This window comes from Type-A symbiont of Plautia stali (assembly GCF_059731155.1).
Window position 1 is genome coordinate 1,018,876 of the sequence record NZ_AP035891.1, and the last position, 14,571, is coordinate 1,033,446.

General features: G+C 58.8%; 8 protein-coding genes and 4 pseudogenes. 6 read left to right on the forward strand and 6 right to left on the reverse strand.

Going from position 1 to position 14,571, the window contains the following annotated elements:
- Positions 1–136: 136 nt before the first annotated feature.
- Positions 137–661: pseudogene (locus AC6I8M_RS05435) on the forward strand (glycine zipper 2TM domain-containing protein).
- Between the two features lie 126 nt (positions 662–787).
- Here the strand turns inward: AC6I8M_RS05435 and mfd are convergent.
- Complete coding sequence (gene mfd, locus AC6I8M_RS05440) at positions 788–4,231, reverse strand: transcription-repair coupling factor (RefSeq protein ID WP_010617232.1); 3,444 nt, start codon at positions 4,229–4,231, stop codon at positions 788–790.
- Between the two features lie 186 nt (positions 4,232–4,417).
- The gene (locus AC6I8M_RS05445; RefSeq protein ID WP_010617231.1) at positions 4,418–4,627 is read right to left on the reverse strand and encodes a hypothetical protein; all 210 of its coding nucleotides are present in this window, start codon (positions 4,625–4,627) and stop codon (positions 4,418–4,420) included.
- 248 nt (positions 4,628–4,875) lie between these two features.
- Here AC6I8M_RS05445 and lolC point away from each other — a divergent pair, with 248 nt between their 5' ends.
- The 4 genes from lolC to cobB all read left to right on the forward strand — a co-directional run bounded on the left by lolC (position 4,876) and on the right by cobB (position 8,994).
- Positions 4,876–6,075, forward strand: coding sequence for a lipoprotein-releasing ABC transporter permease subunit LolC (gene lolC / locus AC6I8M_RS05450; protein ID WP_010617230.1), 1,200 nt, complete (start codon positions 4,876–4,878; stop codon positions 6,073–6,075).
- Positions 6,068–6,769: a lipoprotein-releasing ABC transporter ATP-binding protein LolD gene (lolD, locus tag AC6I8M_RS05455; protein WP_010617229.1), complete on the forward strand. Its 702-nt coding sequence runs from the start codon at positions 6,068–6,070 to the stop codon at positions 6,767–6,769. The genes lolC and lolD overlap by 8 nt, the downstream gene beginning before the upstream one ends.
- Positions 6,769–8,013, forward strand: a complete 1,245-nt coding sequence (gene lolE, locus AC6I8M_RS05460; protein WP_010617228.1) for a lipoprotein-releasing ABC transporter permease subunit LolE — start codon at positions 6,769–6,771, stop codon at positions 8,011–8,013. The genes lolD and lolE overlap by 1 nt, the downstream gene beginning before the upstream one ends.
- Before the next feature lie 147 nt (positions 8,014–8,160).
- Positions 8,161–8,994, forward strand: a complete 834-nt coding sequence (cobB, locus tag AC6I8M_RS05465) for a Sir2 family NAD+-dependent deacetylase (protein WP_010617227.1) — start codon at positions 8,161–8,163, stop codon at positions 8,992–8,994.
- A gap of 190 nt (positions 8,995–9,184) precedes the next feature.
- On the opposite strand, the gene potD is transcribed toward cobB, so the two are convergent.
- The 4 genes and pseudogenes from potD to potA all read right to left on the reverse strand — a co-directional run bounded on the left by potD (position 9,185) and on the right by potA (position 12,966).
- The gene (gene potD, locus AC6I8M_RS05470; protein ID WP_010617226.1) at positions 9,185–10,228 is read right to left on the reverse strand and encodes a spermidine/putrescine ABC transporter substrate-binding protein PotD; all 1,044 of its coding nucleotides are present in this window, start codon (positions 10,226–10,228) and stop codon (positions 9,185–9,187) included.
- A 10-nt stretch (positions 10,229–10,238) separates the two neighbouring features.
- Positions 10,239–11,011: pseudogene (gene potC, locus AC6I8M_RS05475) on the reverse strand (spermidine/putrescine ABC transporter permease PotC).
- Positions 11,008–11,860: pseudogene (gene potB / locus AC6I8M_RS05480) on the reverse strand (spermidine/putrescine ABC transporter permease PotB). The pseudogenes potC and potB overlap by 4 nt, the downstream one beginning before the upstream one ends.
- Positions 11,853–12,966: pseudogene (gene potA / locus AC6I8M_RS05485) on the reverse strand (spermidine/putrescine ABC transporter ATP-binding protein PotA). Before potA ends, potB begins: the two co-directional pseudogenes overlap by 8 nt.
- 300 nt (positions 12,967–13,266) lie before the next feature.
- On the opposite strand from potA, the gene pepT reads away from it, so the two are divergent.
- On the forward strand, positions 13,267–14,493 hold the full coding sequence (gene pepT, locus AC6I8M_RS05490; protein ID WP_498013695.1) for a peptidase T: 1,227 nt from the start codon (positions 13,267–13,269) through the stop codon (positions 14,491–14,493).
- The last annotated feature ends 78 nt before the right edge of the window (positions 14,494–14,571 follow it).

Here is a 14,571-nt window from a genome sequence, read left to right on the forward strand (position 1 = left end):
GCATTTTCGGACCATCTGTAAAACTTATGCTAACGAACACGGCGCGGCGCGCACGCCGGTTATGCCTCGGTAACCCGGGATCGGGTTGCGGCAGGAATGCGTGGTAACAACTTCAGGAGGACATTCCTGTGAATAAATGTTAGCGGGTATTGGAATCGGCGTAGCAGCAGCGTGGCCGCCGTCGCCAGCATGGATGTGTTTGATCGTAGCCCGCAGTATGCTCAGGTGCTTTCGGCAACGCCAATTAAAGAGAGCATCAAGCAGCCGCGTCAGGAGTGCCGCAACGTTACCCTCACGCACCGTCGTCCGGTGCAGGATGAGAACCGCATCGCCGGTTCCGTACTGGGTGCCGTGGCCGGTGGTGTGATTGGTCACCAGTTCGGCGGTGACCGCGGCCGGGATATCGCGACCGTAGCTGGTGCGCTGGCAGGCGGCTACGGCGGTAACCAGGTGCAGGGTGCGCTGCAGGATCGTGACACTTACACCACCAGCGAGCAGCGCTGCAAAACCGTGTACGATAAACAGGAAAAAATGCTGGGTTATGACTTGACCTATAAAATAGGCGACTAGCAGGGCAAAATCCGCATGGAGAATGACCCTTGCACCCGCATCCCGCTCGACCGAAAATGGTCAGCTGATCCTGAATTCGAATCAGGCCTGATTGGGCAAAGCTACTTCACAGCAGCAGTAACAAAAAAAGCGCCGCAAGGCGCTTTTTTTATGCTCACGCGATGGGCACCGCACGCAGCAGCGCGTCGCATAGCGCTGTTGCGTAACGGCTGGGAACTTAGACCCGGTTCTTCGCCAGCTCGGCGACGAAATTCTGCACCCATTCCATGCGCGTTTTCCGTTCACTGAGATCGCGGGTGAATTTCAGTCGTGTCGGGCCATCCAGCTTCCACTGCTTCGCATCTTTCTGCAGCAGGTCGATCAGCCAGCCGGGATCGACCTGATTCTGCGGCGCGAACTCAAAGAAGCCGCCTTTTTCGCTGGCTTCGATTTTGCGCAGCCCCAGCTGGCGCGCCACCAGGCGCAGCGCGGCGATGTCCAGCAGGTTACGCGCGGCGTCGGGCAGCTTGCCGAAGCGATCAATCATCCCAATTTTCAGCTCGGCCAGCTCCTGTTCATCGGTCGCACTGGCGATGCGTTTATACAGCGACAGGCGCGTATTGACGTCCGGAATAAAATCATCCGGCAGCAGGGCAGGCATGCGCAGCTCAATCTCCGTCTGATTGCTGGTGAGATCTTCCAGCGACGGCTCACGTCCGGCCTTGAGCGCATCCACCGCGTTTTCCAGCAGCTCCATGTAGAGCGTGAAGCCAATGGTCTCCATCTGACCGCTCTGATCTTCACCCAGCAGCTCACCGGCACCGCGAATTTCCAGGTCGTGCGTCGCCAGCGCAAAGCCAGCGCCCAGATCCTCCAGCGAGGCAATCGCTTCCAGTCGCTTCTGGGCATCGGTCGTCATCGCTTTCGGGGGCGGCGTCAGCAGCCAGGCATAGGCCTGATGGTGCGAACGGCCGACGCGGCCACGGAGCTGATGCAGCTGCGCCAGACCGAAATGGTCGGCGCGCTCAATGATGATGGTATTAGCGCTGGGCACATCGATCCCGGTTTCGATGATGGTGGTGCACACCAGCACGTTGAAGCGCTGGTGGTGGAAATCGTTCATCATCCGTTCCAGATCGCGCTCACGCATCTGACCGTGGCCGATGGCGATGCGCGCTTCAGGCACCAGCTCGGCCAGCCGCTGCGCCGCTTTCTCGATGTTCTCGACGTCGTTGTAGAGATAGTAAACCTGACCGCCGCGCAGCACTTCACGCAGGATCGCTTCGCGGACCACCAGGCTGTCATATTCACGCACGAAGGTTTTCACCGCCAGACGGCGCGCCGGTGGCGTGGCGATAATCGACAGATCGCGCATGCCGCTCATCGCCATGTTCAGGGTGCGCGGAATCGGCGTTGCGGTGAGCGTCAGAATATCGACGTCAGCGCGCATCGCTTTGATGCGCTCTTTGTGACGCACGCCGAAACGGTGCTCTTCATCGACGATCAGCAAACCGAGATCGCGCCACTTCAGATCGCTCATCAGCAGCTTGTGGGTGCCGATCAGAATATCAATTCTGCCCTCGCTGGCCTGCTCAAGCACCTGCGCCTGCTCTTTGGCGCTACGGAAGCGCGACAGCATCTCAATGCGCACCGGCCAGTTGGCGAAGCGGTCGCGGAAGTTGTCGTAGTGCTGCTGCGCCAGCAGGGTGGTTGGCACCAGCACCGCCACCTGTTTGCCGTTCTCCACCGCAAGGAAGGCGACGCGCATCGCCACTTCGGTTTTACCAAAGCCAACGTCGCCGCACACCAAGCGGTCCATTGCCAGCGGCTGGCACATATCGCTGAGCACGGCGTTAATTGCCTGCGCCTGATCCGGCGTGGTTTCAAACGGAAAACCTTCACAGAACAGCTGATACTGCTCGCGGTCGTGCTTAAAGGCAAAGCCAGCCTTGGCCGCGCGCTGGGCATAGATACCCAGCAGCTCAGCGGCCACGTCGCGTACTTTCTCCGCCGCTTTCTGTCGCGCGCGTGACCAGGCATCACTGCCCAGCTTGTGCAGCGGCGCATTTTCATCGGCGCCGCCGGCGTAACGGCTGATCAGATGCAGCGATGACACCGGGACGTAAAGTTTGGCATCGTCGGCATAGGATAGCATCAGATACTCAGCCACGATACCGCCGGCTTCCAGTGTGGTCAGGCCAATGTAGCGCCCCACACCGTGTTCAAGATGCACCACCGGCTGGCCCGGGTGCAGCTCGGCGAGGTTACGAATCAGTATGTCCGGATTGATAGTGCGGCGATTGTCCTGACGCCGCCGGCTGACGTGCTCGCCGAGCAGATCGCTTTCGCAAATCAGCGCGCGCTGGCGCTGGGTATCAATAAAGCCGCGCTCGCTGGCACCAATCATCAGGCTGTACGGCTGCTCATCGGCCTGATCGAAGCGATCGATCGGCTGCGGGCGCAGTTTGATGCGGGAGAGCAGCTCCTGCAGGCTCTCGCGGCGACCTTCGCTTTCTACTGAGAAAATCACCTGACCGGTAAACTGTTCGAGGAACTGGCGCAGCAGATCGAGCGGCGCTTTAGCCTGCGCCTGCACCGTCAGCTCTGGCAATGGCTGATAGCCCAGATTACTGTTCGCGGCTTTCTCCGGCAGCGTCTCAGCGCTGAGCTGCATGCGCGGCCAGCTTTTCAGCTCGCTGAGCAGCGCATCCGGGCGCAGCCACAGCGTGGCCGGTTCCAGCAGCGGGCGCATAGGATCGATGCGTCGATTTTCATAGCGCGCGTTAGCATCCTGCCAGAAACGTTCAGCGCTGGCGTGCAGATCGCCGCTGTTCAGCACCAGCGTGCTGGCGGGCAGATAGCTAAACAGGGTAGGCAGTTCCTGCTCGAAAAATAGCGGCTGCCAGTACTTAATCCCGGCTGGCAGCGTGTCTTTGCTCACCTGCTGATAGACGTGCTCAGGTTCGCGCCGCACGTCGAAGGTTTCACGCCAGCGGCTGCGGAACAGCTCAATGGCCGCTTTGTCGGTGGGAAATTCATGCGCCGGCAGCAGGTTGATGGCGCTCACCGCCTCCAGCGTGCGCTGTGAGTCGACGTCAAACAGGCGCAGGCTGTCGATCTCATCATCAAAGAAATCGATGCGATAAGGCTGATCGCTGCCCATCGGGAACAGATCGAGCAGCGCGCCGCGCGTCGCGTACTCGCCATGCTCCATCACCTGATCGACATGGCGATAACCGGCCTGCTCCAGCTGGTCGCGCAGGGCATCGCGCGACAGTTTCTGGCCCTGCTGCATCACCAGCGCATGGCCGTGCAGGAAGCTGTGCGGGCAAACGCGCTGCATCAGCGTATTGACCGGCAGAATCAGCATGCCGCGCGTCAGGGTGGGCAGCTGGTACAGCGTAGAAAGACGGGCGGAAATAATGTCCTGATGGGGCGAGAAGCTGTCGTAGGGCAGTGTTTCCCAGTCAGCAAGATTGGTGACCGGCAGATCGGTAAACTGCCTGATCTCCTCCTGCAGCCGCAGGGCCGATTGCATATCCGGGGTGATCATTAACACCGGACCGCTGTGGCGTTCGGTGATGCTGGCACACTCAACCGCCTGCGCGGCGCCGACCAGCTGACCGAGCTGACGATGGTCGCCTGCTTTAGCAGGCAGGGTATAACGACTCTGTTCCGACATAAGGTCCGACATTCTCTCCTCAGTTTCCAGGGCGTCATCATTCCACATTCCGCCGTGAGGATCATCTCTCCTTTCTGAGTTTATGTCAGGGCGCATGAATGCGCACCTTACATCAGCTGCACCCTGAAGGGCCGCCAGCATTGCCGGTTGCCAGGTCGTCATTGATGACGACCTGGCCGCGTCACGTTATTTGCTGGATTGCTGTGTGTAGTGCATGCGAGGACGATCTACATTGGCCCATGACAGCTCGCGCTCGACATGGTAGCTGTTGTTGCCATCGTCCCACTTCACATAATAACCGGTTAGCGCGTCTCCCTGCTCAAAGACATTGACCACTTCGCCTTTGATCTCGCTAGATTTATGTTTAACGATACTGCCTTTAGGAAACCTGCTCATGGTAAGAACCTCCTTACTGCGCTTACTGTGATGCGAAAACCGGTACTGCAAGCTAAGTCTAACCCACCTGCTGACGAATAATCGTACTAATAGCGTCACTATTTTGTCGTAATTTTGTGCATTGTCGCGCAAGAGGACGCATTTTGACGCAACTTCGCAACCGACTCAGCGGGTTAAAGGTTTCATAAAGCAGACGGCTCCTTTATCATCGCTCTACTTAATTTTGGGCAACGGCCAAGACGGATCTCATGTATCAACCAGTCGCGTTATTCATCGGTTTGCGCTACATGCGTGGACGTGCTTCAGACCGTTTCGGTCGTTTCGTCTCCTGGCTCTCGACTATTGGTATCACGCTCGGCGTGCTGGCACTGGTGACGGTGCTGTCGGTGATGAACGGCTTTGAGCGCGAGCTGGAAGGCAACATTCTTGGACTGATGCCGCAGGCGCTGGTGACCAGCGACACCGGCAGCATCAATCCGCAGCAGATGCGCGCACAGGATCTCAAGCTGCAGGGCGTGACGCGGATTGCGCCGCTGACCACGGCCGATGTGGTGTTGCAGAGTGCGCACAACGTGTCGGTGGGCGTGATGCTGGGCATCAACCCTGACGAACCGGATCCGCTGACGCCTTATCTGGTCAACACCCAGCAGAGCGTGCTGCAGCCGGGCCAGTATAAGGTCATTCTCGGTGAACTGCTGGCCTCGCAGCTGGGCGTGAAGCGCGGCGATCAGCTGCGCCTGATGGTGCCATCGGTCAGCCAGTTTACCCCGGTGGGGCGCGTGCCGATCCAGCGTATTTTTACCGTTGCCGGCACCTACGCGGCCAATAGCGAAGTCGATGGCTATCTGATTCTGGTTAACCAGCAGGATGCCTCGCGCGTGATGCGCTATCCGCTCGGCAACATTACCGGCTGGCGCCTGTGGCTGGATAAGCCGTTAAATGTGGATGCGCTGAGCCAGCAGCCGCTGCCGCAGGGGCTGACGTGGAAAGACTGGCGCGAACGCAAGGGCGACCTGTTCCAGGCGGTGCGCATGGAGAAAAACATGATGGGGCTGCTGCTCAGCCTGATCATTGCCGTGGCCGCCTTCAATATCATTACCTCGCTGGGCCTGCTGATCATGGAGAAGCAGGCGGAAGTGGCGATCCTGCAAACCCAGGGCTTAACGCGGCGGCAAATCGTTGCGGTATTTATGGTGCAGGGCGCCAGCGCCGGTATTATCGGCGCGCTGCTCGGTACGCTGCTGGGCGTGCTGCTGGCCAGCCAGCTCAACAATTTAATGCCGGTGATCGGCCTGTTCCTTGATGGCGCGGCGCTGCCGGTGGATATCAATGTCTGGCAGGTGATCACCATTGCGCTGGTCTCGATGGCCGTGGCGCTGCTGTCTACCCTCTATCCGTCATGGCGCGCTGCCGCCGTTCAACCCGCTGAGGCTCTACGTTATGAGTAATACCCCTTTGTTGCAGTGTCGTGACCTGTGCAAACGCTATCAGGAAGGCAGCGTGCAGACCGATGTGCTGCGCAATGTGGTTTTTAGCCTGCAGCCGGGCGAACTGACGGCCATCGTCGGCAGCTCCGGCTCCGGCAAAAGTACCTTAGTGCACCTGCTGGGCGGGCTGGATGCGCCGACCTCCGGTGACGTGGTGTTTGACGGGAAATCGCTCAATGCCATGTCGTCGGCGGCCAAAGCAGAGCTGCGCAACCGTGAACTCGGCTTCATTTATCAGTTTCACCATTTGCTGCCGGATTTCAGCGCACTGGAGAACGTGGCGATGCCGCTGCTGATTGGGAAAACCGGCAAAGCCGAAGCGGAAGCGCGCGCACGCGAGATGCTGGCGGCGGTTGGCCTGGAAAAGCGCTCGGCGCACCGGCCTTCTGAGCTGTCGGGCGGTGAACGTCAGCGCGTGGCGATTGCCAGGGCGCTGGTGAACCGGCCGCGGCTGGTGATGGCCGATGAGCCCACCGGTAACCTCGATGCGCGTAACGCGGACGCCATTTTTGAACTGCTCGGCGAGCTCAACGTGCAGCAGGGCACCGCGTTTCTGGTGGTGACGCACGACCTCAACCTGGCGAAGCGCCTGAGCCGTCAGATGGAAATGCGCGACGGCCAGCTGAGCGATCAACTGACGCTGGGAGCGATCTGATGGCGTCCTCTTTATCCCTGCTGCTCGGGCTGCGCTTCAGCCGCGGCCGGCGGCGCGGCGGCATGGTGTCGCTGATCTCCATTATCTCGACTATCGGCATTGCGCTCGGCGTGGCGGTGCTGATCATCGGGCTGAGCGCGATGAACGGTTTCGAGCGGGAGCTCAACAACCGCATTCTGGCCGTGGTGCCGCACGGCGAAATTGAGGCGGTTAACCAGCCATTTCGCAACTGGCAGCCGATGATTGCGCCCATCGAACAGGTGCCGGGCATCGCCGCGGCGGCGCCTTACGTTAACTTTACCGGATTGATTGAGAGCGGTGCGAAGCTGCAGGCGCTGCAGGTGAAAGGCGTTGATCCGCAGCAGGAGCCGCGGCTCAGCGCGCTGCCGCGTTTTGTCAGCGGCGATGCCTGGTCGCAGTTCAGCGCCGTCAAGCAGCAGATCATTCTTGGCGGCGGCATCGCCAAATCGCTCAACGTGAAGCAGGGCGACTGGATCACCATCATGATCCCGAATAATGATGGCGAGAACAAACTGCTGCAGCCAAAACGCATTCGTCTGCAGGTGAGCGGTATTCTGCAGCTGAGCGGCATGCTGGATCACAGTCTGGCGCTGGTGCCGCTGGCCGATGCGCAAAAGTATCTGGATCTGGGCGACAGCGTCAGCGGCATTGCGCTGAAGATGAGCGATCCGTTCCAGGCACAAAAGCTGGTGCGCGATGCCGGCGAAGCCACCCACTCCTATGTCAACATCCGAAGCTGGATTGGCACTTACGGCTACATGTATCGTGACATCCAGATGATTCGCGCCATTATGTATCTGGCGATGGTGCTGGTGATTGGCGTTGCCTGCTTTAATATCGTGTCGACGCTGGTGATGGCGGTGAAAGACAAGAGCAGCGATATCGCCGTGCTGCGCACGCTGGGCGCGAAAGACGGCCTAATCCGTGCCATCTTTATCTGGTATGGCTTGCTGGCCGGGCTGCTGGGCAGCGTCAGCGGTGTGGTGGTCGGCGTGCTGGTGGCGCTCAATCTGACGCCGGTAATGCGCGTGGTGGAGCATGTTACCGGGCATCAGCTGCTGGCGGGCGATATCTATTTTATCGACTTCCTGCCGTCCGAGCTGCACTGGCTGGATGTGGCCATCGTGCTGGCGACGGCGATTGGCCTGAGCCTGATTGCCAGCTGGTATCCGGCGCGGCGCGCTAGCCGCATCGATCCTGCCCGCGTGCTGAGCGGTCAGTAAAGACAAATCACGCAGCCGCCTTCGCGGCTGCGCACATTTTCAGCGTCTGCGGCATGCAGCCGTCATACCCAGCCGCTATTATCGGGTCTGAGTAACCCGGAAAACACCCGCAGCGCGGCGTTCAGCGCCGCAGATTAAGGAGCCTTTATGCGCCAACCGCGCCGCCGCCTTCGACTCGCCCGCTACAAAAAGAACCGCCGCAAAGTGCATCAGCGCTTTCGCCAGCGCATCTTTGAGCGCGATCGTCAGGTCGAACTTGCCGCCCATCCGCAGCCGCACGTGGTGGTTCTGACCGGTGCCGGAATTTCGGCAGAGTCTGGCATTCGCACGTTCCGCGCGGAGGATGGCCTGTGGGAAGAGCATCGCGTGGAAGATGTGGCGACGCCCGAAGGCTTTCGCCGCGATCCGGCGCTGGTACAGGGCTTCTACAACGCGCGCCGGCGTCAGCTGCAGCAGCCAGAAATCCAGCCTAACGCGGCGCACAAAGCGCTGGCCGAACTGGAGCAGGTGCTGGGCGATAATTTCCTGCTGGTTACGCAGAATATCGATAACCTGCACGAGCGCGCCGGCAGCCAGCGCGTGCTGCATATGCACGGTGAATTGCTGAAGGTGCGCTGTGAGCACAGCGGTCAGGTGCTGGCGTGGACGGAGGACGTCGGTCCGGACGATCGCTGTACCTGCTGCCAGTTCCCGTCGCGGCTGCGTCCGCACGTGGTGTGGTTTGGTGAAATGCCGCTCGGCATGGAGGAGATTTATCAGGCGCTGGAACAGGCCGATCTGTTTATTGCCATCGGCACCTCAGGCCACGTCTATCCGGCGGCAGGATTTGTGCACGAGGCGAAACTGCAGGGTGCGCACACCGTGGAGCTGAATCTGGCTCCCAGTCAGGTCGGTAACGAATTTGCTGAAGCGCATTACGGCTTAGCCAGCGAAGTGGTGCCCGAATTCGTGCATACCTTTTTACGCGGGTTGTATAAATAGTCAGCGTACTGCACGTTTCCCCTCATCCCGGCCTTCTCCCGGCGGGAGAAGGGCTAAAACGCGCCGGACTGAAGCTCAGGCTAAATCCAGTACGATCTTTCCCACAGGCCGAATCCAGCACGAATGAACCCTCTCCCTTTGGGAGAGGGCAGGGTGAGGGCAAAGCCGCACCGCCTCGCACTTCAGAACCTCACCGTCCCGCTTTCAGCTTCTGGAACAGCGTTTCGTACTGCACGCTGGCGGCACCGACATCGTTCTGCCACTCGCCGTTTTTGATCACTTCAGCCGGCGGATAGAGTGACGGATCGCTGGCCACCTCGGGCGGCAGCAGCTTTCTTGCCGCCAGGTTGGGCGTCGGATAACCGATGGTTTCCGCCACTTTAGCCGCCACATCCGGGCGCAGCAGGAAGTTAATCAGCTTCAGCGCGCCTGCTTTATTTTTCGCATTCGCCGGGATCGCCAGGTTATCCATCCAGAAAATCCCGCCCTCTTTCGGCCAGATAATCTGCAGCGGCGTACCGGCCTGGCGCGCCACCCAGGCGGAGCCATTCCAGATCATGCCGACGTTGACTTCGCCTTCCATAAACGGATTGCCGGGATTATCCGAGTTGAACGCCAGCACGTTCGGCATCAGCTTTTTCAGCTCTTCATCAGCGTCTTCAATCTGTTTTGGATCCTGCGTATTACCGGAGTAGCCGAGCTTGCGCAGCGCCATCTGGAACATTTCACGCGCGTCATCGGTCAGCAGCAGGCTCTGCTTATACTGTGGTTTCCACAGATCGGCCCATTGGGTCAGGGTTTTCGGATCCACCTCGTCGGTGTTCACGCCAATCGCCGTTGCGCCCCAGATATAGGGAATTGAATAGTCGTTGTTCGGATCAAACGGCTTGTTCAGCAGGTCGGGATCGAGGTTGCGGAAGTTGCTCAGCTGTGACTTGTCGATCTTCTGCAGCATGCCCTCGTTGCGCATTTTGGCGATGAAGTAGGTCGACGGCACCACCAGATCGTAAGCGCCCGCTTTCCAGGTTTTCAGCTTGGCGTACATGCTTTCATTGGATTCATAGGTGGAATAAATCACCTTGATGCCGGTCTCTTTGGTGAACTGCTCCAGCAGCCCGGGCGGCACATATTCGGTCCAGTTATAGAAGTAAAGCGTGTTGTTGTCATCCGCCTGAGCGCTTTGCATACCCAGTGCCAGCGCCCCAGCCGCCAGCCAGTGAGACCACTTTTTCATCAGTTATCCTCTATTTGGTTTTATCACGCAGCAACAGCTGACTGGCTGCCACCAGCAGCAGCGACAGCAGCATCAAAATGGTAGCCAGCGCGTTCGCCTCCGGCGACACGCCCACTTTCACCATGGAATAAATTTTTAGCGGCAAAATTTCGAAACTGGGACCAGTGACAAATGACGACACCACCACATCATCCATCGACAGGGTGAAACTCAGCAGCCAGCCCGCGGCCACTGCCGGCAGCGCCAGCGGCAGCAAAATCTTGCGCAGAATGGTCACTTCGCTGGCGCCGAGATCTTTTGCCGCCTCCAGCATGCGCACGTCAAAGCCTTTCAGGCGCGAATAGACGGTAATCACCACAAACGGCAGGCAGAAGGTTATGTGTGAAAACAGCAGCGACCAGAAGCCGAGCGAAATCCCCAGCAGCATAAACAGCACCAGCAGCGAAATCGCCATCACGATATCCGGCGACATCATCACCACAAATAGCATACCGCTGACAAACGGCTTGCCGCGAAAACGGTAGCGGTACAGCGCCACGGCGGTGAGCGAGCCGATCAGCGTCGCGCAGCTGGCCGACACACGCCCATGATCAGCGAATGCTGCGCCGCCTGAATCAGGCTATCGTTATTGACCAGCAGGCGATACCACTGGGTGCTGAAGCCTTGCCAGTTGATGCCGAAGCGCGAGGCATCGAAGGAGTTGACGATCAGGATGATGATCTGAATGTAGAACCAGGCATAAATCACGGCCATGAAGCCGTAGCGTAATCCGCGCGCCATCATTGCAACGCCGCCTTGTGATTCAGCAGACGCGCTGCGCGCCAGTAAACCAGCAGCATCAGCCCCATCAGCAGCGTCATGACAATGCTGGTGGCGGCGCCAAACGGCCAGTCACGAATATTGAGGAACTGGCTTTTGATCACGTTACTGATCAACAGGTTCTTGGCCCCGCCCATTAAATCCGCTACGTAGAACAGCCCCATCGCCGGGATAAATACCAGTAGCGCGCCGGCAACGATACCGGGCATGGTCAGCGGCAAAATGATACGGATGAATGTCTGTAGTCTGCTGGCGCCAAGATCGCGCGCCGCTTCAAGGCAGGATTTGTCCAGCTTCTCGAGGCTGGAATAGAGCGGCAGCACCATAAACGGCAGCAGAATATAGATCAGCCCGAGGATCACCGCTTCCGGGGTAAACATGATGCGAAACGGCTTGTCAATGACGCCGAGCCACAGCAGAAATTCATTGAGACAGCCGCGCGTGCTGAGAAAAATTTTCAGACCATAAATCCGGATCAGAGAGTTGGTCCAGAACGGCACAATCAGCAGAAACAGCATCAGCGGACGCAGACGCGCCGGCAGTCTGGTCAGGCACCAGGGCAAAAGGGTAGCCAAGCAGCAGGCAGCACAGCGTGGCGATGCAGGCCATGTTGAGCGAATGCAGCAGCACGTCGGCATACAGCGGATCGAGTAGCCGGCCGTAGTTGTTCAGGGTGAACACCATGCTGACAAAGTGCGCGTCGTCGCGCGTCAGAAAGCTGGTGACGAAGATCATCAGATTCGGCAGCAACACGAACAGCGTCAGCCAGCCGACGATCAGCGCCACAATGGCTTTCTGCAGACGATTACGCATCCGTTTCATACGGCAGCACCACCTCCCAGTTTGGCACCCAGCTGACCGCCATTTTCTGGTTCAGCGAGTGGTCAAAATCCGGATCGTCCTCATTAAAGAACTCGCTGACGGTGAGCAGCTTGCCGTTCTCCAGTTCGACGGTGGATTCCAGCGTCATGCCTTTATAGTTGCGTTCGCGCACATAGCCGATCAGGTTTTCGCTGCGGCTGTCGTGATCGATCTCCTCAACGCGCAAATCTTCCGGTCGCAGCAGCACATGCAGTCGATCGCCGGGTTTGACTGGGAACGGGCAGTGAATCTCACAGTCGCGGCCTTCGACGCGATCGCGTACCTGCGGCGCGTGCGCGCTGCCGATCACTTCCGCATCAAACACATTGATTTCGCCAATGAAGCGCGCCACAAACAGGTTCGCGGGCTCTTCGTAGATCTCGCGCGGCGTGCCGTCCTGCTCAATACGCCCGTCGCGCATCACCACGATGCGGTCGGACATGGTCAGCGCTTCTTCCTGATCGTGCGTGACAAACACAAACGTGATGCCCAGCTTGCGCTGCAGCGCTTTCAGCTCGTTTTGCATCTGGCGGCGCAGTTTGTAATCCAGCGCGGAGAGCGACTCATCGAGCAGCAGCACTTTGGGCCGGTTGACCACCGCCTGCGCAATCGCCACGCGCTGCTGCTGGCCGCCGGAGAGCTGATGCGGCCGGCGCGCGGCAAAGCTTTCCAGCTGCACCATCGCCAGCGCCTCGTTGACGCGCTGCGTCAGCTCTGCCGTCGGGGTTTTCTGCATGCGCAGGCCAAACGCGACGTTCTCAAACACCGACATGTGCGGAAACAGGGCGTAGCTCTGAAAAACGGTATTGATATGGCGATGCGGCGGGCGTTTCAGTGATGTCGCTCTCATCAAGATGGATACGTCCGCTGTCGGCGCTTTCCAGCCCGGCGATCAGGCGCAGAATCGTGGTCTTACCGCAGCCGGACGGGCCAAGCAGGGTGATAAATTCGCCATGACCAATGGTCAGGTCGAAATCCGGGATGATGGTTTTGCCATCGAAAGCTTTACTGATGCCAGAAAGCGTAACCAGCGCCTGCTGCGCGCGTGTTTGCGTCATTTTAGTCACTCAGTCTGATGAGAATCAGGTTACAGCATAGCCGCCGGCGACAGCTTGCCGTGATGAAGGGCGCGATAATACCTGAAAAATGCGCCATTGCCATGTTCAGACACGAAATAACCTTGAAAAGTCTGCAAATTGCTGGAGTATGCTCATCGGGCCAGCCGGACGGGGGGCTGGCAGGGCGAATTTCAGCGCACGATTGGGCTGAGAGGGCTAACCTGAAGGATAATGATTTGACGCAACATGGCGATAATCAGGCCCCATGATAATAATGCAGGTTCTTTAGAGGGATGACAGATGGATCAATTACTTGAGCGTTTTCTCAGTTATGTGGCAGTAGAAACACAGGCAAAACCTCAGGCGCGGCAGGTGCCGAGCAGCGAAGGGCAGTGGACACTGGCGCGTCAGTTACAGGAAGAGCTTATTGCGCTGGGTTTTGTGGACGTAACCTTAAGCGATCATTGCTGTGTGATGGGCACCCTGCCGGCAAACGTGGACTGGCCGACGCCGGTGATCGGTTTTATTTCCCACATGGATACCTCGCCGGATTTCACCGCGAAGAATGTCAATCCGCAGATCATTGAAAACTATCGTGGCGGTGACATCGCGCTGGGCAACGGGGATGAAGTGCTCTCACCGGTGATGTTCCCGGTGCTGCACAAGCTGACAGGGCATACGCTGATCACCACCGACGGTAAAACGCTGCTGGGCGCTGATGATAAAGCCGGTATCGCTGAGATCATGACGGCGATGGCCGAGCTGGCCAAAGGGAATGTGCCGCACGGCGGCATTCGCCTGGCCTTTACCCCGGATGAAGAGATAGGTCGCGGCACGTCGCACTTCGACGTTGAGGGGTTTGCGGCTGACTGGGCTTATACCGTTGACGGTAGCGATCTCGGCGAGTTTGAGTTCGAAAACTTTAATGCCGCGACGGCGCTCGTCAAAATCACTGGCAATAACGTGCATCCCGGCAGTGCGAAAAACGTGATGGTGAACGCGCTGGACCTGGCGATGCGTTTCCACGCCGAACTGCCCGCCAAAGAGAAGCCGCAGTTTACCGACGGCTATGAAGGCTTTTTCCACCTGCACACCATTAAGGGATCGGTGGAGCATGCCGAGCTGATGTACCTGATTCGTGATTTTGATGCCGACAGCTACGAACAGCGTAAGCAGCTGCTGCAGGAGATTGGCCGCCGCGTCAGTAAAGGCCTGCAGGCTGAGTGCTCCATTAAGGTGGAGATCAGCGACAGCTATCGCAATATGCGGGAGAAGGTGGAACCGCATCCGCACATCATTGAGCTGGCGCTGCAGGCGATGCGCGACTGCGGTATTGAGCCAAACGTGAAGCCAATTCGCGGCGGCACCGACGGATCGGCGCTGTCATGGAAAGGGCTGCCGTGTCCGAATCTGTTTACCGGCGGCTACAATTACCACGGTAAACATGAGTTTGCGTCGCTGAATGTGATGGCGAAGTCGGTTAAGGTGATTGTGCGCCTAGCCGCGCTCGCGGCGGAGAAGAAGTAGGGCTGGAGAGGGGCTTGCCCTCACCCTAACCCTCTCCCGCCAGCGGGAGAGGGGACCGATCGAGCGGGTATCAGGCTT

Coding starts and splice junctions, on each gene's coding strand:
- mfd (WP_010617232.1), bottom strand. CDS start 4,231: ATGTCGGAACAGAGTCGTTATACCCTGCCTGCTAAAGCAGGCGACCAT.
- AC6I8M_RS05445 (WP_010617231.1), bottom strand. CDS start 4,627: ATGAGCAGGTTTCCTAAAGGCAGTATCGTTAAACATAAATCTAGCGAG.
- lolC (WP_010617230.1), top strand. CDS start 4,876: ATGTATCAACCAGTCGCGTTATTCATCGGTTTGCGCTACATGCGTGGA.
- lolD (WP_010617229.1), top strand. CDS start 6,068: ATGAGTAATACCCCTTTGTTGCAGTGTCGTGACCTGTGCAAACGCTAT.
- lolE (WP_010617228.1), top strand. CDS start 6,769: ATGGCGTCCTCTTTATCCCTGCTGCTCGGGCTGCGCTTCAGCCGCGGC.
- cobB (WP_010617227.1), top strand. CDS start 8,161: ATGCGCCAACCGCGCCGCCGCCTTCGACTCGCCCGCTACAAAAAGAAC.
- potD (WP_010617226.1), bottom strand. CDS start 10,228: ATGAAAAAGTGGTCTCACTGGCTGGCGGCTGGGGCGCTGGCACTGGGT.
- pepT (WP_498013695.1), top strand. CDS start 13,267: ATGGATCAATTACTTGAGCGTTTTCTCAGTTATGTGGCAGTAGAAACA.